The organism is Hyphomicrobium facile (assembly GCF_900116175.1).
GTDB classification, from domain to species: domain Bacteria; phylum Pseudomonadota; class Alphaproteobacteria; order Rhizobiales; family Hyphomicrobiaceae; genus Hyphomicrobium_B; species Hyphomicrobium_B facile.
In genome coordinates this window covers 1,233,764-1,253,131 of sequence record NZ_FPCH01000001.1, presented here as the reverse complement: position 1 = coordinate 1,253,131, position 19,368 = coordinate 1,233,764, and the positions used below count along the sequence as shown (strand labels likewise).

Genomic DNA, 19,368 nt, shown 5'->3' with positions numbered 1-19,368 from the left:
CAGCATGAACGTCCTCGTCTGAGCAATCGACTTTCTCGAAGTCGGCCGTCACCGGAATTAAAGGCTCTGCACCGCAGAGCAGCGTGACAAATCCTTTTCTCGCCGAACTTTGGCGGAGCGACGATTTTTATCTGAAGGTGCTGGCCGGCAGGGAGGATGTTTTGACGCCGGGTCAAGTCTGCAGCATCCGCCGTCTGTCGGAGACACGGCTATCCGTCGAAGATATTGCGCTTAAGATCGAGGCCCGCAATGTCGGCTAGGTCAAACGCATGATCGCCGGCAAGACGTATCGAAGGATAGGTCAGCAACCGCTTCATTGAAGGCGGCCGACCGATTTGCTTGAGGCCACTTCTGAAAAGCCCCGGGTGTCCGGTTAACATCGACAAGCTGACGCCGCCAACAACGCGCTGTTGGAGCACCTCTTAATTTCGCGAATGTCTGCCATTTGGACAAAACAGCCTTCGTCTTGTGGGAGCCGATCAGCAGATGGAAACTCTGAGAAACATTGTTCGTCGGCGCCAGCGCAAATAACCGGATGCCAGAGGCTTGGTCTTACTATTTTGGCGTTAGTGCTGTTTACGCGAAGCAGGCAAGTCCGACTAGTAAAGTATTAGGCCCGCAACGATCAAACATTCCGTGGCCTAATTTAAGATAACGAGAAAGTGAAATCCTGGCGAACCAGGACAAACCTCGGCAAACCCTGCCATTGCCGGATGCATAAATTCTGAACTTGCGAGGCTTGCTGTTCGCTCCCATCCAGGAGGCATGCGATCAGACTCAGACGCACTTTCGAGAATACAATCGTTGCCCCTTGGCGATCGCCAATGGCCGCGTCTGATGCGCGCTGAGACCGCGGCACGATACGTCGATGAAGTCTCTGTGCGGAGCTTTTTGCGATCGGCGGGAAGAATCTATCCTCCTCCCACCATAATACCAGGCAAAGGTCGGCGATGGTTACGTGATGAATTGGACAGATCTATCGAGCGATTGACATGCAAAACCCTCAAAAGCGTCGACGTCGCAGATCTACTTTGAAGCCGGCGAATTGGCCTCGCTATATGGTCGCCAAACAGCTGGGTGGAAGCGGCATTTGTTATTATTGGGCGCCGGCCACCCGGGATCTAAAAGCTGGTTGCCCAGTTCATCGCCAATCTCTTGGAAACAGCTATGCTGGAGCGATCGCGCGCGCCGAACTTCTAAATCATCATCTCGATGCTTGGCGATTGCGACCAGAGACGCCCCCGGATCTTGACGCACGCGGTGACATGGGCTCGCTCGATTGGCTCGTCGAGCGCTATAAACGCAGCCGGGCTTGGGAAAAGGTTTCAGCCAGATCGCGCCTTGAATATCAAAAAGTCTTCGACCTAGTTTTGCTCTACCAAACGAAGGACGGCGGACGGCTGGGTCAACTCAAGGCCACCTCAATGAGCGCCCGGGCGGTAGATACGCTCTACGCCAAACTTCAACCGGGAAAACGGGTCGAGCGACGTCTCCGAACTGCAAACCTGGCCATCACTATCATGGCAAGAGCGTGGGACGCCGTCCATCGGCTCTATCCAAAGACCATTCCTTCCGAAAATCCGTTCCGAGGGGTTGAACTCGATTACAACACCAGCACGACACGACCCGCCTCGCGCGAGGAAGCCTATGCGCTCCACAAGGCGCTCATTGCAGTGGGCGAAATTCATCTCGCTGCTGTGCCCTTGATTTGTTTCGAATGGCATCAACGCCCCGAAAATGTCTTAGCCGGCCATCTCACCTGGACGGATTACCGTCCAACGGAACGACCAGATGCGGTTCGTATCCTTCACCACAAGACGGGTGAACTCGTGTGGCTGCCGCTTTCAGATGAAGATGGCCCTCTGTTCCCAGAGCTGACAGCATATCTCGAGGGCTTGGACCGCCTCGGCGTTCCTGTCGTGTTGATGATGCCGAAAAGGGGAAAATCGAAGCCAGCTCGCCCATTCAAAATGCGCGATGCCCGCGCGCGAGTACGAAAGGCCGCCACGAAAGCCAAACTTGCGCGTGATCTCACATTGGCCGCCTGCAGGCATGGCGGCCTCACGGAACTCGGCGATGCTGAACTTACAGAGCAGGGCGTCATGGCACTCTCGGGGCACAAAACGCCGGAAGCCGCGAGGCTCTATGTGAAGCGGACTGAGACCCAGCGCGTCACCGCCGCACGGCGCCGTCGCGCCTGGATCGAAAGCAATCAAAATCGAGAACAATCCGCGGCCAAGAGTCGGAATGAAGCATCGACCGCAGAGTCGGAATGATCAATAGCGATTGAAGTAAGTTATTGATGTTATTGGTGGGTGATCACGGGCTCGAACCGTGGACCCGCTGATTAAGAGTCAGCTGCTCTACCAACTGAGCTAATCACCCGTACCAATGACCGGCCTGACGAAGGGAGCCGAAGCTCCAAAGGACGGCGAAGGGGCCCGAATGCGGGCCCCTTCGGAGGAGCGAATAGCATCGGCCGGGGGCGCTGTCCACCCCCCTCCTCAAACTATAACAGCCCTGTGAAATAAACGCCGATTTTGGGGGCTTCCGAGGCGCTCCATCGGCTAGGGGCGCCCCGTGCTCAGCGCCCGGCGGCCCGCCCATGGACATACGCCGACATCGCCAACCCGAGACCGATCATCAGCGTCGTCATCGATGTGCCGCCGTACGAGACGAGCGGCAGCGGTATGCCGACGACAGGAACGAGCCCGGTGACCATGGCGAGATTGAAGAACACGTAGAGGAAAAATGTGGTCGCCGACCCGGCAATGGCGAGGCGCGCGAAACGGTTCTCGCACCTCTGCGCCATGATCATCATCATCAGAATGAGCAGGGCGTAAATCGCGATCAAAACCAGCATCCCCTTGAAGCCCCACTCTTCGCCGATGATGCTCGCGATGAAATCGGTGTGCTTCTCCGGCACGAAGTCGAGCTGGCTCTGCGTGCCCTGCATGAAGCCCTTTCCCGCAACGCCTCCCGCGCCGAGCGCGATCTTCGATTGCGTGATGTGATAACCCGAACCCAGCGGGTCCATGCCGGGATTGATGAAAACTTCGACGCGTCGCTTCTGATAGTCGTGCATTCCCGACCAGATCACCGGCAGAGAGGCAATGGTGATCAGCCCGCCGAGCGCGAAATACCGAAGCGGTACGCCCGCGAGAAACATCAGCGCCAAACCGAGCGCAACGAACAGGCAAGCCGATCCGAGATCGGGCTGCTGCATGGTCAGAAACACCGGCACCCCGATCAACACCAGCGGCGCCAAGACATACTGAGGCTTTCCGATTTTTTCGGGCGGAAGCTGGAAATAAAAACGCGCAAGCGCCGCAACGAGGGCGAGCTTCATAAGCTCCGACGGCTGGAACGAGATCGGACCAATGTCGATCCATCGCTTCGCACCGAGCGCCTCCGAACCGGCAAACGGCACGAGCGCCAACATTGCGAGCGCCGCGAGATACGCCGGATAAGCGAGCTTCATCCACACTTCGAGGCGAACGGTCGCCATGGCGACGACAATGCCAAGCATGACCAGAAAGCGCAGCGTGTGCCGTTCCGCCCACGGCTGAAACGAGCCGCCGGAAACGGAATAAAGCGTCGCCGTCCCGATACCCGCGAGCAGGCACGCCGTCAGAAGCACGGGCCAGTGAATGCGCCACAGCTTGTCGCTGAGGCGAAGCGGCCGGCTCGTGCTCCAAGCGGAAAACAGCGCGTCCATCATCCGGCCTTCCCGGTGTCGTCGCCCGTGGGAGAAACGCCGCCGCCTTGCGGAGACTTGCCGCCGGCATGATCCGCGCGATCGACGGCGAAGTTCAGAATATCGCGCGCGAGAAGAGCCGCTGACGCGTTGCCGCGCTCGACGACGGTTGCGATGGCATATCGCGGCGTCTCCGCCGGCTCATAGCCGATGAACATCTTCGATGCCCCGGTTTTGCCCGCAACAACTGGCCGGCCCGCGCCGAGCTTGGCCTCCTCCGCACTCCCACCCTGCTCGTTGACGGCGGCGGCCATGCCCTGCCTAACGGCGTCGACATGCGCCTCACTGAAGCCAAGAGGCACGAACCCGGATATGCCGTCGCGCTTCTCGAGCTGAGGCACGACGCTCCGCCCGGAAGCGATCCGCGCCGTCATCACGGCAAGCTGCAACGGCGTCGCCTGCACGTAGCCTTGTCCGATGCCGGTCAGCAGCGTCTCGCCGCCGAGCCAAGCCGAATTGAGATTGCCCCGCTTCCAATCGGGATCCGGAACAAGCCCGGATTTTTCCTCGCTGAGCCCGAAGTTCCACGTCGCTCCAAGCCCGAGCGCCCGCGCGGCAGCCGAGAGCCGCGCGATACCCAAGCGGGCGGCCACTTCGCAGAAGAACACTTCGCAAGACGAACTGATCGCTTCATGAAGGGAGAGGCTTCCATGCCCTTCCCGCTTCGAGCAGCGGTACACGTCTCCGCGATATTCGTACTCACCGTGGCAGACGATGCGTTCGCCCGGCGACAGCACACCGGCTTCGAGCGCAGCGAGCGCCGTCACCACAACGAAAGTTGAACCGGGCGCGTACTGGCCGGCGACAGCGCGATTGAGAAGCGGCTTGTCTTCCGATTGCGCGAGCTTCTGCCAGTCGGCGGCCGTTATTCCACCCGCAATGGCTCCCGGGTCGAACCCCGGAGCCGAAGCCATGACGACGATCCCGCCCGTTTGGATATCGACCAGCACGGCAGCCGCCGCAGAGGCTCCGCTTTGCAGCCGGTCGCCGACCAGCCGCTGTAGCTCGGAATCGATCGTCAGCGTCACATCGCGGCCCGCAACCGGATCGACCGTCTCGAGATTGCGGACGACGCGCCCGCGCGCATCGACTTCGACTTTCTGCGTCCCGCCCGCGCCGCGGAGGTCGCCATCGAACCCCAATTCAGCGCCGCTTTTGCCGATGCGCATTTCCGGCAGCCTCGCAACGGCATCATCGTCGATCGTGAACCGCTCGACGCTTCCGACAAAGCCCACGACATGGCAGAGCGCCGACCCGCCAAGATAGCGACGCCGCAGCGCGAACTCGGTGTTGATGCCGGGAAGGCTCGGCGCGGCGAGATTGAGATGCGCCACCTGTTCGAAACTCAAATCCGATGCGACGGTCGTCGGAACGTTCCGCCCCTGCTTCCGCGCCCGCGCGACGATCTTCGCGATCTCGTCGTCCGTAAGCGGCAGAATACGGCTGACGCGCCGCAGAACGCCGCCCACGTTCTTTGCGATTGCCGGCGTGATCGTAACGCGAAAAACTTGTTCGTTGTCGGCCAGCACGCGTCCCGAGCGATCGAGAATACGCCCGCGCTTGGGCGCCACGACCTGCAGATTGAGACGGTTATTCTCCGCGAGCGGCCCATAACGGTGAGCGCCCATCACCTGCAGATCGAACAGCCTCCAACCGACAAGGCCCAAGCCCGCCGCTTGCACGCCGCCGAGCAGCAGGCTTCGCCGTGTGAATTGATCCAGTTGCCGTCGATCCCCATTGGAGGTTTCCGTCATCCGCTGCCTCGAGTGAAACGGATACCTCGCGGCGGCCTCGATACGGATCGGATAAGGCCGAGCACTGGAACAACCAAAAGTGCGGCGAACATCGCGACGATCGCGCTCCTCGCATAGGGCGCCCAGTTCAACATTTGCAGAAAATAGAGGGAGGCCAATAGCCACGCGAAGGCGGTCACCAGCAGGATCGCACCGGCGAGGAGGGCCATTCTGCCGAAGGCGCTATCGCTCCTCACGCGCGAGGCGAATAACGCGACGGCATAGGCGAAGAGATAAACGAGCGCCCAATATCCGAGAGGACCTTGCGTCAACACGTCGAGCGTCAAGCCGGCGAGAAAGACCACCCACTCCGGCAACCACGCATCCCTGTCGAGCGTCCACCGGTAAATCGCGATGACGGGCAGGAGCGGCAGCACGAAGCGATCTTCAGCCGCCAGCCCCCACGGCAACACGGCCGCGAGCGTCAGCACCACGACGGAAATGACCGGCATCAGAAAGCGAAACCACATCATTTTGGTTTCCCGATCGGAGCAAGACCCGGCGAAGCGACGTTGTTTGCTTCCCCGGCCGTCCTGCGGTTCGCGAGATCGTCGGTGAGGTCGCGGAACGGATCGGCATAGAAGAGCACGCTCACGTAATCCAAACGGTCGAGGTCGGCACGCAATTGAACGCGCGGGTCCGAGAGATTTCCCGCGACCGTTCCGAGGCGAAGACCGGCGGGAAACAACCCGCCCGTGCCGGACGTCGCAACATCATCGCCGATCGCGATGTTGGCGCCATCGGGAATGTAGATGAGCTTCGGACGGGGACCGTTGTCTCCGGCAAGAATACCGCGGACGGCGTTGGGGCCGATCTGAACGGGAATTCGGCTGTTGAGATCCGTCGCAAGCAGCACGCGGGCAACGCTCTGACTGGCGTCGACGATACGTCCTACGAGTCCATCGGCGTTGATGACCGGATAACCCTCTTTGACGCCCCGCGCTCGCCCCGCGTCGATCGTTACGCTGCGCACGAACGCGCCGTTCGATTCCGCGATGACGCGGCTCGTTACGAAATCGAGCTTCTGCTCGGGGACAACCTTCGCCAATGCTTCGAGCTCGGCGACCTTCGCTTCGAGTTGGCGCGCCCGCCACTTCCAGCTCTCGAGCTTTTGATTTTCTTGGCCGAGCCGCGCGAGTTCGTTTCTGAGATCGACTTGCGTCGATATCGTTCGTCCGATTTCGCGAACCGGCTCGGCCGGTATCATCGCGCCCTGCAGAACTGGCGTCAGCCAGGACTGAGCCCGCCAGCGGACGTCGCCGATCATCCCGTGGTCGAGCCGGCTGAGCAACATTAAGCCGGCGGCGGCGAACACAAGAAGCAGCAGCACGGGCCGCGCGCGCTTTCCCGCCGTCACGCTATCGCCGCGCCGCAGAAAAAGGTTGTCGTCCCTCAGCCGGGCCATAACAATTTATCCGCTGCTCTCAACCTGCATTGGCGCAGGTCAAGGCCTGATCAAAAGATGCTCGCGTTCCTTCAGCGAGCGCAATATCGCAGCCGTCCCCGCAATGACGCATTGCTCCGGCAGCTCGGGTAAATGAACCTTGACGCCGATCCTGCGTTCCAGTTCCTCGTCGAGCTTGGCGAGCTTGGCGCCGCCGCCCGAAAGGTGAATACCGCGCTCGCAGATATCCGTCGAAATTTCCGCCGGCAGATCCTCGATTCCGTGCTGGATGAATTCGGCGATCTGCTCGACCGTTCCCTCGAGCGCCTCCGCGATATCGTGCGGCCCGAGAACGACCGTCTTCGCCTTCCCCTCCCTGATCTCCCGGCCGCGAATAAAAATTTCGGCAGTTTCGCCGTTGATGATGCGCGACGCCGAACCCGCCTCGATCTTGATGCGCTCGGCATTCGCTTCGCCGATCACCAGTTGATGCTTGCGCCTGACGTAACGGACGATGGCATCGTCCATCGCCGTGCCGCCGCAGCGGATTGAGCGCGCCTGCACCACGCCGCCGAGAGACAGAACCGCGATGTCCGTCGTCCCGCCGCCGATATCGACCACCATCGATCCCTTGGGCTCGTCGATGGGCAACCCCGCCCCGATCGCCGCCGCGACAGGCTCCTCGACGAGAAAGACCTTCCGGGCCCCGGCCGACAGCGCCGTCTCGTAGACAGCGCGCCGCTCCACGGGCGTCGCGCCTGCTGGCACACAGATCAAAATCCGCGGGCGTACGAATTCGATGAGCGACTTCGTGCGCCCGATGAACTGGCGCAGCATTTCCTCGGTCGCGATGAAATCGGCAATCACGCCGTCGCGCAGCGGCCGTATCGTTTCGATGCTTTCCGGCGTCCGGCCGAGCATCTGCTTCGCCTTCTCGCCGACCGCCAGTACATCGCGGACGCCACCGCGCGAGCGAATGGCGACGACGGACGGCTCGTTGATGATGACGCCGCGACCCTCGACGTAAACGAGCGTGTTCGCAGTGCCGAGATCAATCGCAATGTTATCGGGAAGTACGCTGCCGAAGCCTAAACCGAACATTCGCGAACCTGGCCTAATCTGATGCCGCCCAGCTTATGGTGTGGAAGGCGTTATACAAGATGGCCGGCCTGTCCAAAGCAAGGCTTCTGAGCGAATGGTAACGGGCTGCGGCTTCTGTTGTTATACAGACAAACGGGCGCGGGGTAGCGCACATTGCTGCACGCTACCCCGACTAAAAGTTAAGCGAAAATCTGCTAATTCGCCTAAATTGCCTGCTGAGCCTGGGCGGTTTTCTGCCGCTTCACGACAAGCTTATTAAGCGCGGCGACAAAAGCCCGGGCGGACGCAACGAGCGTATCGGGATCGGCGGCGCGCCCCGTGGCGACGCGGCCATCCTCCTCGAGACGCACCGACACCTCGGCTTGTGCGTCGGTGCCCTCCGTTACCGCGTGCACCTGATAGAGATCCAGGCGTGCGTTATGCGGAAAGAGCTGTCTGATCGCATTGAAAGTTGCATCGACCGGCCCATTGCCGGCGCTCTGCACCGTTTTCGACTGCCCGTCGATGTCGAGCGTCAGCGTCGCCGACTGCGGCCCCATCGTGCCCGCAATCACGGTCAGAGCCGCGACTTTTACCCGGTCGTTCATGTGCGCCATGCCGTCGTCGACAAGGGCTTCGATATCCTCGTCATAGACATGCTTCTTGCGATCGGCGAGCGCCTTGAAGCGATTGAAGGCATCCTCCATCGCATTGTCGCCGAGCGTATAGCCGAGTTCTTTCAGCTTCGACTTGAACGCCGCCCGCCCCGAGTGCTTGCCCATGACCAGTGACGATTTTCCGACGCCGACGGACTCCGGCGTCATGATCTCGTAGGTCTCGGTGTTCTTCAAAACGCCGTCCTGATGGATGCCGCTCTCGTGCGCGAAAGCGTTCCGGCCGACGATCGCCTTGTTGTATTGCACCGGGAAATTCGTCACCGCCGAAACGAGCTTCGAAGCCCGCGCCAGCATCTCGGACTGAATGCCCGTGGTGTACGGCATGAGATCGTGGCGCGTGCGAATGGCCATGACGATCTCTTCCAAGGCGGCGTTGCCTGCGCGTTCGCCGAGACCGTTGATCGTGCATTCGATCTGCCGCGCGCCGGCGCGAACGCCCGCGAGCGAGTTGGCGACGGCAAGACCCAGATCGTCGTGGCAATGGGTCGAGATCACGACCTTGTCCATGCCGGGAACGCGCGTCTTCAGCATCGTGATGAGGTCGAAATACTCTTCCGGCAGCGCGTAGCCGACCGTATCGGGAATGTTGATCGTCGTGGCGCCGGCCTTGATCGCCGCTTCGACGACCCGGCAGAGATAATCATGCTCGGTGCGCGTCGCGTCCATCGCGCTCCACTCGACGTCGTCGGTGTAGCCGCGCGCCCGCGTCACCGACGCGACGACACGCTCGTGCACCTGCTCCTGGGTGAGCTGCAGCTGATGCTGGCGGTGGAGCGGCGAGGTCCCGATGAACGTATGAATGCGGCCGCGCTTCGCCGGCTTGATGGCTTCGCCCGCCCGGTCAATGTCGTTGAAGTTCGCGCGGGCAAGACCGCAGATGACCGACTGCTTGGCGAGCTTGGCGATCTCGGTCACCGCCTCGAAGTCGCCTTCCGATGCGATCGGAAAACCTGCCTCGATAACGTCGACGCCCATCGCATCGAGAAGCTCGGCGACCTGCAGCTTCTCCTCGAACGTCATCGTTGCGCCGGGACACTGCTCGCCGTCGCGCAAGGTTGTATCAAAAATGATAATCTTGTCTTCGTCGCGCTTCGGCGCGGCCTTGGTCGGGGAAGTCATCGCTTTTCATCCTTTGCCGGGCGACCCTTGGGTCTGCCGCGATCGCTATCGAGCTCGATTGGTGACCGTCTCATCCCCTGGGCACGAACCCGGCGACGGCCGGGGTGTCATGCGGCCCAGGGGCCGGTAAGTAGAAGAGCCGAAAGCAGGAGATGAGGCGCGATTGTACCGCCGTGCTCGCCATGCGCGAAAGCACCGGAATCAAACAAAAAATCAGCAGCAATGTCCGTCGCGCGCGCCATGAAGGCAGACAACCCAGCGAAATGGCCGAACGACCCGGCCGATCAATTCAGTCCGGGCTGAATAGCCGATCTGGCTCCCCAAAATCAAGCCGTTCGACCGTCGCGCCCCTCAGCCCCGGCAAAAATCCGTGGTCTGCGGCAATTTTCATGGCGCTCCAACGGATAACGGCCCTAAAACCCGTTCAGAAGGGGCCAAAGCGCCAAATCGAAGAGCATTTCGGGGGAGAAGATCGCGTGACCACAGCCATAGAGCCATCTGCTAGGGCGACCACCTATCCGCCGTCCCTCATCGCACTGCATTGGATCACGGCTCTGATATTCGTCGGCATTCTCGCCGCCGTCGAGCTGCACGAGTTCTATCCCAAGGGCAGCCCGACGCGCGACCTGCTGATGCTCACCCACAAATCGTTGGGGCTAGCGATCCTCTTCCTGGTCGTCGTCCGCATCTTCATCCGGAGCCGGACCGCGGCGCCGTCGATCATTCCCACGCCCCCGGCATGGCAGACCGCGATCGCGCACAGCGCCCATGCTGCCCTCTATGCTGCGATGATCGCGATGCCGCTGCTCGGCTGGCTGATGTCGAACGCTGCCGGCCGCCCGGCGCCCTTTTTCGGGTTAGAGCTCCCCTTCATCATCGGCGAAAACAAAGATCTCGCGGGCACCCTCAAAGAGGTCCACGAGTTCATCGGCAACGCGCTCTATTACGTGATCGGCCTGCACGCGATTGCAGCACTCGCACATCACCACGTGCTCAAGAACAACACGCTTCACCGCATGTTGCCAATGGCGGCGCGCAAATGAGAGATCAGATCTGGAGTGTGCCCTCGGCGACGCGCACGGCGTAACCGCCGATGCGCACACCGTCGAGCTTGCCGCGCGCGATCGTCATCGTCAGCGAGATCGCGCTCGGGCGACCCATTTCGAACCCCTGCTCGATGCCGCGCTTATGCACGCCATCGGGTAAGGCGTCGAATTCCTGGATGACGTAGGCGAAGCTTGCCGCCGCCGACCCGGTCGCCGGATCTTCGCCGACGCCGAGATCCGGCGCAAACATCCGCGCATGAAACGCCGATTGACCGCGAACGCACTGGCGCGTGTAGAGATAGGCGCCGTTGACACCGCGATCGGTGAACGCCCGCGCCCAATGCTGGGGCGCAATTCTCACCTTCGCCATGGCATCGAGGTTCGACACCGGCACGAATGCGAACGATGGCGCACTTCTGACAAGCGTCGCCTTGTGATTTTCGAAGGTGATCTCATTGGGAATGAGACCCACGGCCGCCGCTATCTGCTCCGGCTCCGACATGATTTCCGGAACGCAGCTGAGCTTCGGTGCATCGAACTCTCCGAACGACGCCCCGCCCGCGCGCATGCGCACCCCGACCCGAAGGCTGCCGATCTCTTCCTCGAGCGCGATGATCGCATCGCTCTCGCCGTTCCCAAGCAGCGCGCGAAGCTCGGCCAATAGCACCGCCGTCCCGATCGTCGGGTGGCCGGCGAACGGCAGCTCCCGGCTCGGCGTGAAAATGCGGATGCGCGCCGTATGCCCGGGCGTCGTCGTCGTCAACACGAAGACCGTCTCGGAGAGATTGAACTCCCGGGCGATCGTTTGCATCTCGGTGGCGCTGAGGCGATCGGCGCCGAGCACGACCGCTAGCGGATTGCCGCCGAAAGGCCGTTCGGTAAAAACGTCCAGGACATGATACGTGAGCGCCATCGTGCGCCGTACTCCCCGCTGCTTCGTTTGCCGTCGAGATTGCCCCGCGCGCGTATAGACCTTGAGCATCAACGCGAGCGGCCGGAACCATGCGGCAAGCCTCAGCCGCAGCCAAGCCCTTTTTCAATCCGCCGAAGGCCCTCGGCGCGCGGCGAAAAGCGCCTCCATCGTCGCCCGGGTCGAAGGCAGCATGTTGAGGCGCTCGATATCGTCGCGATTTGCGACAGGAATGATCGTTTGGATTTCCGGATCGTCACAGGTCGCGTTGTGTGCCTCGAGAAGGCGCACGATCTCGGCCGTCGGCACGGGCGCGTAAAAAGGAACCGCGAATGACATCTGCGTGTCCGAGCGCGTGACGATGAAGCCCTTCTCCTTTTGAACGAGCTTCGCGACATCGCCGAGCTCTTCCGCAATCTCCCGCTCGATGCTCCGTGTGATGTCGATCGTGCCGTCAGGAAGCACATCGCGTTCGTCGATGAAGCCCGAAGGCAGACACGCGAACCCGTAGTTCACGTTGCCCGGCATCTGTTCACCAAGCAGGTACTCGCCGTCCGATGTCCGGATGAGCGCCGATCCAAATCCGTCGAGAACGCCGGCTTCGGGAAAGCCGTGCATGCGCCAGTAGAGATAACTCTTGAACTCCGTGCGCGTCAGCGTCGCGTGAAGCACGCCGTCGACGAACCGTACACTGTCAATGAGATGCACGATGCCGTTGAAGTACGCAGGGTTCTCGTTCGTCGCCGCCTGCCAATGCGCATCGATCGCGCTCGCATGCTCTTGCGCAAAAGGCCAAGCTTCGCCTGAGAGTTTTAACGAGCAATCGGCAACGGATTTAACGCCGTTGGCGAAAGGAAAACCGGCATTCGGTATTGCGCGCGCAATCACGTGAGCGCCACCGCGAAACGAAACGCGCGAGCGCGCGAGTCACAAATAAGTCTCCGTTTGACTAGAACTCGCCCGCGCAATTTCAGCTCCCTTTCAAATGCTCGAAGCACAAATATGTTCGGCATTTATCGATGTGAATTCCAATTGCACAAAAACGTTCTAGCCTTGGGTTCAGCCAAGTTTCGTCATGACGCGGCCAAGATTCGGCACGCATATGACACTCACGACAGCGTCGCTGGGGGGCGACAGTCAAGATCTCCCAGCACCTTTGGCCGGTTTCAGCATCCTGGTGTTGCACCAGGTTTCATTGCGGCGAGGTGTGATGATGGATCACCTGCCGCCCGATGGAAACACCATCGGGCTCACGCAGCGGCCGCGCTGCGTCAGAGCCCCTTTAAATCCGAAGAAGCCGTGCAAGCGGCAGAATCGGAAACGGGCGGCAGAGGTCCCCGCTCCTCTGCCGCCCGCGTTAGTCCCAGTCGATTGTCCGAAAGGTCAGTTGGCTGGATTTGACGTAGACCGCCCGCGCTGCCGCACGTTAACCCTCCCCAAAGCGCAGTAGTGCGGGCGGTTCACGCTGTGCGAAACCGCCCGTCAGCCGCCGGCGCTCTTAGTTCTTGCCCTTATCGACCAGCTTGTTCTTCGAGATCCAGGGCATCATCGCGCGCAGCTTCGCGCCGACTTCCTCGATCTGATGGCTATCGTTCAAGCGGCGCGTCGCCTTGAAGTTCGGCTGCCCCGCCTTGCACTCGAGCATCCAGTCGCGCGTGAAGCGGCCGGTCTGAATGTCGGCGAGCACGCGCTTCATCTCGGCCTTCGTCTCGGACGTGATGATTCTCGGACCCGTCTTGTACTCACCGTACTCGGCCGTGTTCGAGATCGAGTAGTTCATGTTGGCAATGCCACCCTCGTAGATGAGGTCGACGATCAGCTTCACTTCGTGCAGGCATTCGAAGTACGCCATCTCCGGCGCATAGCCCGCTTCGACCAGCGTCTCGAAGCCGGCGCGGATCATCTCGACGAGGCCGCCGCAAAGCACGGCCTGCTCACCGAAGAGATCCGTCTCGCATTCTTCGCGGAACGTCGTCTCGATCACGCCCGAACGGCCGCCGCCGATTGCAGACGCATAAGACAGGAAGAGATCGTGCGCGTTGCCGCTCTTGTCCTGGTGGACAGCGATCAGGCACGGCACGCCGCCGCCCTTCTGATATTCTCCGCGCACCGTGTGGCCGGGGCCCTTCGGCGCCACCATGCCGACGTCGAGGTCCGCACGCGGCTCGATCAGATTGAAATGCACGTTGAGGCCGTGCGCGAAAAGAAGCGCTGCGCCCTTTTTCATGTTGGGCTCGAGCTGCTCTTTGTAGATGTCGGCCTGCAGTTCGTCCGGCGTCAGCATCATGATGACATCGGCCCACTTGGCCGCGTCCGCGACTTCCATGACCTTGAGACCGGCGCCCTCGGCCTTCTGCGCCGAACCCGAACCCTTACGGAGCGCAATGACGATGTCCTTGACGCCCGAATCCTTGAGGTTCAGCGCGTGCGCATGGCCCTGGCTGCCATAGCCGACGACCGCGACTTTTTTTGATTTGATGAGGTTGATGTCGGCATCACGATCGTAATAGACGCGCATGGGCGGCCTCTCGGGTTCCCCGGTCGATATCGACAGTCGGGCTGGGTTGAAAGCAAGGGGGCCCGGATCAGCTTTGAGCCGGGCGCCCTGAAATCTGGGCGGAACCTACAGAGATCGGGATAAGGATTCAACGGGCCGGGGTGCTACCGACTGCCCTAGCACGAATATTTCTGCGCCCCCTTTTTCTTGTCGCCCCTTGCAACAATTAACCGAACCCTAACTGGGAAAAGCGCAGAATTGCGATATCTGACGCCCAATTCGGACCCGCCCCATGCGAACAATCGCATTATTCGGAATTTTGTCTGCCGCAGTAGCACTTGCCGGTTGTGGCAACAGCGCGGCCCCGGCCGCACCGAAGGCAAAGGCCGAAACGGGGATCTTCATTTCCTCCGGAGATTGCGCCAGCCGCCAGAAGCTCACCATCGATGAGTGCGGACAGGCGATCGATAAGGCGGTTGCACTGCATCAGAGCCGCGCCCCATCCTATAATTCGCTCGCCGCTTGCGCCGCCGTCGAAGGCCCTGACCGCTGCGCAAAGGGCGTCGACGGCAATTACCAGCCGAAACTCCAGGCATTTTTGATCACATTCAGCCAGCCGCCGAGCGCGGTGCCGCTTTACGCGACATCGGACGGGTCATCCGGCTTCAAAGGGCTCGACAAGCAAAATTTTGGACTGAAAGATGTCAGTAACACTTTCTCTGAATCGGCCGAGGCGTTGGCACACGAGAACGCCCGGCTCGCCAAGAAGAGCTGACGCTCGGCGTCAATCTCTCAAATCATTTCGTGGACGAGCGGCCACAGCGACGCAACGAGCGCAACGGCCATCGCCACGTTGAAAATCCGGACTTGCCTCGGATTGGCCAGCAGCGGCCGAAGCGACGTGCCGAAGAACGCCCAGGTCGAGGCTGAAATCAGCGAGACCGTGAGGCAAACTGCTGAAATCAATGCAACGCCGGCCCAAAGATTCGCAGGCGAAATGTAGTTCGCTGCGACGCTCAGCGCCACCATCACGCCTTTGGGATTGACCCACTGGAAAAGCACCGCCTCGAAGAAGGTCATCGGGCGGGCCTTGTCGGTCACGACCGGATTGCTCGTCCCCGCCGTCGCGATCCGCCACGCGAGCCACAACAGGTATCCGATGCTGACGACGCGCAGCACCGAGTAAAGCGTCGGGAACACCGTGAATATCCGGCCCGCGCCGAGAGCGACCGACGCGAACATGATCGTGAACCCGATCGTCACGCCGAGAACATGCGGCCGCGTCCGGGCGAACCCGAAATTAACGCCGGACGTCAACAGCATCATGTTGTTCGGCCCGGGCGTCATGCTCGAGACGAACGCAAACGTAAGGAACGAGAGAAAGAGATCCTGCGACACTCGAACGGCAACCCGGCGAACCGGCCTCCCTGTTACCGATCACAATCTGCAGTGATCTTGGGAGATCAGCCAACTGCCCCACGGCCGATAGCAGCTATGCCCGTGCGTGACACTTCGACGAGCCCAAGTTCCGACATCAGCTGAATGAACGTCTCGATCTTCGACGGCTTGCCCGTGACCTCGAAAACGAAATGCTCGATCGACGTATCGACGACCTTCGCGCGGAAGATCTCGGCCAGCCGCAAAGCTTCGATGCGCTTGTCGCCCTTGCCCGCGACCTTCACGAGCGCAAGTTCCCGCTCGATGGAACCGCCCTCTTCCGTCAGATCGCGAACGCGGTGCACCGGAACGAGCCGCTCGAGCTGATGCTTGATCTGCTGCAGCACTGCCGGCGTGCCGCTCGTGATCACGGTAATGCGCGACAAGCGCTTCTCGTGCTCGACCTCGGTCACGGTCAACGAGTCGATGTTGTAGCCGCGGCCCGCAAAAAGGCCGATGACGCGCGCCAGCACGCCCGGCTCGTTATCGACGACGACCGAGAGCGTACGCGATACGATCTCCTGCGATCTGAGAACGCTCGGCGGCGGCATTTGCTTCGTTAGGTCGGACATCGTCGGTCTCTTGGGTGTCTGGTGAAATGTTGGATCAGATGAAGCTTTCGACCGGCGTGTGACCGGCCGAATATTCCGGAATGCGCCACGGCTCGACCAGCGCTGCCGCCCGCCACGCTTCGTATGCGGGATGCGCGAGAACGGCATCCATATAGGCTCGCGTGGCCTCGCGCACGGGAATTTGATAGGTGTCGAAGCGCGTGACGACGGGCGCATACATCGCATCGGCCGCCGAGAACGCACCGTAGAGAAAAGGCTGGCTGCCCGCAAAGCGATTGCGCGCCCCCGACCAGATATCTTCGATCCGGTCGATGCACGCCTGCAGCGGTTCGGTTAACGGCGGCGTCGCAAAACGAGCGCCGAGATGCATCGGGCATCCTTGCCTCAGCGCCTGAAAACCGGCGTGCATCTCGTTCGAGATTGCGCGTGCGTGCGCCCGGGCTTGGGCATCGCGCGGCCAGATCGCAAGCTCGGGAAACTTCTCCGCCAGATATTCGATGATGGCGAGGCTTTCCCAAACCGATACGTCACCGTCGACCAGTGCCGGCACTTTGCCGGATGGCGAATATTCGAGTACGAGGTTGCGGCTCTCGGGCGTCCGCAAAGGAATGATGACTTCCTCGAACGGGACGTTGAAAGCCGACAGCACAAGCCACGGCCTGAGCGACCACGACGAGTAAAGCTTGTTGGCAATGACGAGCTTCAGCATTTCGCTAACGGTCGCTCGCCTTGCCGGGATCGGCAGCGGAGTCAGCTTCACCCGGCTTCCCCGGAGGAAAGATCGCCTTCAGGAAGATCGGCATGCCGTTCTTATCGACCATCTTCTTGAAGCTCTCGGCTTCTTTGACCGAAATATTATACTGCTTGAACGTCGCGACGAACCGTTGGCCCATGCCACGCGCGATGTCTTCCGGCGCCGGCGTGCCCATGCGGACGCGGTCGGCTTGCGGAATGCGCGCATAGATCTGCGCCAGCACTTGGCTGTGCATGTAGTCCTGCGCCATGCACGACTCGAGGCCCGCCGAATAGTTGCTGGCGAGCGTTTGCGTCCGGTAGCAGGCATCGAGGAACTTCAGCACGCCCTGAGAACCTTCGCGGCGATGCAGTTCGGCAAGGCGCTTTGCGGCGTCCTTGATGTTGGCGGCGTGGTCCCAAGTTTCCTTGGCGGCCGACGCCTGGGGCACGGAAACAAGGGTCGCCATGCAAATGGCGGCCACGATGCTACCGATCCCGAAGCCAGAGCCCCCGCTTCTCAAACCAGTACCTTTCCTGCATCGTCGATAGCCCGCTCGACTTCTTCGTCGGTAATGTTCTCGCCGAGCAGCATCTCGTTGTGCCCCTTGCCCGATGGGATCATCGGGAAGCAGTTCGCGAGCTTGGCGACGCGGCAATCGAAGATCACCGGTCCCTCTGTATTGATCATCTCTTTGATCGCATCGTCGAGATCGGCCGGATGCTCGCAGCGCATGCCCTTCCAGCCATAGGCCTCGGCCAGCTTCACGAAATCCGGAAGCGCCTCGGTATAGCTCTCCGACAAGCGGTTGCCATGCAACAGCTGCTGCCACTGGCGCACCATGCCCATGTACTCATTGTTCATGATGAAAACTTTGATCGGCAGGCGGTATTGGACTGCTGTTGAGCACTCCTGAATATTCATCAGGATCGACGCGTCGCCGGCGACATCGATGACGAGCGAGCGGGGATGCGCAAGCTGCACACCGATCGCGGCAGGCAATCCATATCCCATCGTGCCTAGCCCTCCGGACGTCATCCAGTGGTTGGGCTCCTCGAACTGGAGGAACTGCGCCGCCCACATCTGATGCTGGCCGACCTCGGTCGTGAAGAACGTATCGCGATTCTTCGTCAGCTCCTGCAGACGCTGACACGCGTACTGCGGCATGATGATGTCTTTGGAGTTCTTATACGCAAGCGATTTTTTCGCGCGCCAGCCATCGATCTGCTTCCACCAGGCCTTATGCGCCGCCTTGTCGAGGGCCGGCGCTTTCGCCTTCCAGATCCGCAGCATGTCTTCGAGAACGTAGGCGCAATCGCCGACGATCGGCACATCGACCACGATGTTCTTGTTGATCGACGACGGATCGATATCGACGTGGATCTTCTTCGATCCCGGTGAAAACGCATCGACGCGGCCGGTGATGCGGTCGTCGAAGCGCGCGCCGATGTTGATCATCACGTCGCAATCGTGCATCGCGAGATTGGCTTCGTACGTCCCGTGCATGCCGAGCATGCCGAGCCACTGCTTGTCGGATGCCGGATAGGCGCCGAGGCCCATCAGCGTCGACGTGATCGGATAGCCCGTCAGCCGCACGAACTCGCGCAACAGCTGGCTGGCTTTGGGACCCGAGTTGATGATGCCGCCGCCGGTATAGAAAACCGGCTTTTTGGCGCTCGCGATGAGATCCACGGCTTCGCGCACCGCCGTTTGTTCGGGCTTCAGCTTCGGCCGGTAGGTCTTATGCTGAATATTCGACGGGCCGACGTAGTTGCCGAGCGCAAACTGCACGTCTTTCGGAATGTCGACGACGACCGGACCTGGACGCCCCGTGCGCGCGATGTAGAACGCCTCGTGCAATATCCGCGCGAGGTCGTTGACGCTTTTGACGAGCGTGTTGTGCTTGGTGCACGGCCGCGTGATGCCGACGGTATCGCATTCCTGGAAGGCATCGTTGCCGATCAGGTGCGTCGCGACTTGGCCCGTGATGCACACGAGCGGAATGGAATCCATCAAAGCGTCCGTCAGGCCCGTCACGGCGTTGGTCGCGCCCGGCCCCGACGTCACGAGGCAGACGCCGACCTTGCCGGTCGACCGCGCATAACCTTCGGCCGAGTGCAGCGCCCCGCCTTCCTGGCGAACGAGAATGTGCCGGATCTTCTCCTGCTTGAAGATCTCGTCGTAGATCGGAAGGACCGCGCCGCCCGGATACCCGAAGATCAGCTCGACGCCCTGATCGGCGAGAGCCTGCAAAACGATTTCGGCGCCGGTCATCGTGCGTGCCATGAATAACTCCTTCGCCGGCAAAAGCCTGCAGGCGGTTTCAAAGGTCGGGGGAAAGTAGGGGTCCGAGCCTAATAGGT

General features: G+C 61.0%; 18 protein-coding genes and 1 tRNA gene. 4 read left to right on the top strand and 15 right to left on the bottom strand.

Annotation, left to right across the window (positions count from 1 at the left end):
- Positions 1–83 precede the first annotated feature (83 nt).
- The gene (locus BM399_RS21090; protein WP_177228051.1) at positions 84–260 is read left to right on the top strand and encodes a hypothetical protein; all 177 of its coding nucleotides are present in this window, start codon (positions 84–86) and stop codon (positions 258–260) included.
- A gap of 798 nt (positions 261–1,058) precedes the next feature.
- Positions 1,059–2,276, top strand: a complete 1,218-nt coding sequence (locus tag BM399_RS21085) for a site-specific integrase (protein WP_092865531.1) — start codon at positions 1,059–1,061, stop codon at positions 2,274–2,276.
- Between the two features lie 33 nt (positions 2,277–2,309).
- On the opposite strand, the gene BM399_RS06090 is transcribed toward BM399_RS21085, so the two are convergent.
- The 7 genes from BM399_RS06090 to BM399_RS06060 form a co-directional block, all read right to left on the bottom strand.
- Positions 2,310–2,385, bottom strand: a tRNA-Lys gene (locus tag BM399_RS06090).
- A 199-nt stretch (positions 2,386–2,584) separates the two neighbouring features.
- The gene (gene rodA / locus BM399_RS06085) at positions 2,585–3,721 is read right to left on the bottom strand and encodes a rod shape-determining protein RodA (RefSeq protein WP_244531096.1); all 1,137 of its coding nucleotides are present in this window, start codon (positions 3,719–3,721) and stop codon (positions 2,585–2,587) included.
- The gene (gene mrdA / locus BM399_RS06080; protein ID WP_092865525.1) at positions 3,718–5,511 is read right to left on the bottom strand and encodes a penicillin-binding protein 2; all 1,794 of its coding nucleotides are present in this window, start codon (positions 5,509–5,511) and stop codon (positions 3,718–3,720) included. Before mrdA ends, rodA begins: the two co-directional genes overlap by 4 nt.
- Positions 5,508–6,023: a rod shape-determining protein MreD gene (mreD, locus tag BM399_RS06075; RefSeq protein ID WP_092865522.1), complete on the bottom strand. Its 516-nt coding sequence runs from the start codon at positions 6,021–6,023 to the stop codon at positions 5,508–5,510. Before mreD ends, mrdA begins: the two co-directional genes overlap by 4 nt.
- Positions 6,020–6,955, bottom strand: a complete 936-nt coding sequence (mreC, locus tag BM399_RS06070; protein ID WP_092865519.1) for a rod shape-determining protein MreC — start codon at positions 6,953–6,955, stop codon at positions 6,020–6,022. The genes mreD and mreC overlap by 4 nt, the downstream gene beginning before the upstream one ends.
- A 39-nt stretch (positions 6,956–6,994) precedes the next feature.
- A complete protein-coding gene (mreB, locus tag BM399_RS06065) occupies positions 6,995–8,035 on the bottom strand; it encodes a rod shape-determining protein (RefSeq protein WP_092865516.1) in 1,041 nt (346 codons plus the stop codon).
- Positions 8,036–8,238: 203 nt separating this feature from the next.
- A complete protein-coding gene (locus BM399_RS06060) occupies positions 8,239–9,810 on the bottom strand; it encodes a 2-isopropylmalate synthase (RefSeq protein WP_092865513.1) in 1,572 nt (523 codons plus the stop codon).
- 476 nt (positions 9,811–10,286) lie between these two features.
- Between BM399_RS06060 and BM399_RS06055 the strand changes: the two genes are divergently transcribed.
- Positions 10,287–10,853, top strand: a complete 567-nt coding sequence (locus BM399_RS06055; protein ID WP_244531095.1) for a cytochrome b — start codon at positions 10,287–10,289, stop codon at positions 10,851–10,853.
- Between the two features lie 4 nt (positions 10,854–10,857).
- On the opposite strand, the gene BM399_RS06050 is transcribed toward BM399_RS06055, so the two are convergent.
- The 3 genes from BM399_RS06050 to ilvC all read right to left on the bottom strand — a co-directional run bounded on the left by BM399_RS06050 (position 10,858) and on the right by ilvC (position 14,284).
- Positions 10,858–11,769, bottom strand: a complete 912-nt coding sequence (locus tag BM399_RS06050) for a PhzF family phenazine biosynthesis protein (protein ID WP_092865507.1) — start codon at positions 11,767–11,769, stop codon at positions 10,858–10,860.
- A gap of 123 nt (positions 11,770–11,892) precedes the next feature.
- Positions 11,893–12,654: an NUDIX hydrolase gene (locus tag BM399_RS06045; RefSeq protein ID WP_177228050.1), complete on the bottom strand. Its 762-nt coding sequence runs from the start codon at positions 12,652–12,654 to the stop codon at positions 11,893–11,895.
- A gap of 610 nt (positions 12,655–13,264) precedes the next feature.
- On the bottom strand, positions 13,265–14,284 hold the full coding sequence (gene ilvC, locus BM399_RS06040; protein WP_092865504.1) for a ketol-acid reductoisomerase: 1,020 nt from the start codon (positions 14,282–14,284) through the stop codon (positions 13,265–13,267).
- A gap of 271 nt (positions 14,285–14,555) precedes the next feature.
- Between ilvC and BM399_RS06035 the strand changes: the two genes are divergently transcribed.
- Positions 14,556–15,038 carry a DUF1190 domain-containing protein gene (locus BM399_RS06035; protein WP_092865501.1) on the top strand — a complete coding sequence of 161 codons (483 nt, stop codon included), beginning with the start codon at positions 14,556–14,558 and terminating at the stop codon, positions 15,036–15,038.
- Positions 15,039–15,055: 17 nt separating this feature from the next.
- On the opposite strand, the gene BM399_RS06030 is transcribed toward BM399_RS06035, so the two are convergent.
- From BM399_RS06030 to BM399_RS06010, 5 genes are all read right to left on the bottom strand, one after another.
- Positions 15,056–15,661 carry a LysE family translocator gene (locus BM399_RS06030; RefSeq protein WP_210186950.1) on the bottom strand — a complete coding sequence of 202 codons (606 nt, stop codon included), beginning with the start codon at positions 15,659–15,661 and terminating at the stop codon, positions 15,056–15,058.
- Positions 15,662–15,726: 65 nt separating this feature from the next.
- Positions 15,727–16,272: an acetolactate synthase small subunit gene (gene ilvN / locus BM399_RS06025; RefSeq protein WP_092865498.1), complete on the bottom strand. Its 546-nt coding sequence runs from the start codon at positions 16,270–16,272 to the stop codon at positions 15,727–15,729.
- A 34-nt stretch (positions 16,273–16,306) separates the two neighbouring features.
- On the bottom strand, positions 16,307–16,981 hold the full coding sequence (locus BM399_RS06020; protein WP_092865495.1) for a glutathione S-transferase family protein: 675 nt from the start codon (positions 16,979–16,981) through the stop codon (positions 16,307–16,309).
- A 4-nt stretch (positions 16,982–16,985) separates the two neighbouring features.
- A complete protein-coding gene (locus tag BM399_RS06015; RefSeq protein ID WP_092865492.1) occupies positions 16,986–17,474 on the bottom strand; it encodes a hypothetical protein in 489 nt (162 codons plus the stop codon).
- 50 nt (positions 17,475–17,524) lie between these two features.
- Positions 17,525–19,291, bottom strand: a complete 1,767-nt coding sequence (locus BM399_RS06010) for an acetolactate synthase 3 large subunit (RefSeq protein WP_092865489.1) — start codon at positions 19,289–19,291, stop codon at positions 17,525–17,527.
- Positions 19,292–19,368: the final 77 nt, after the last annotated feature.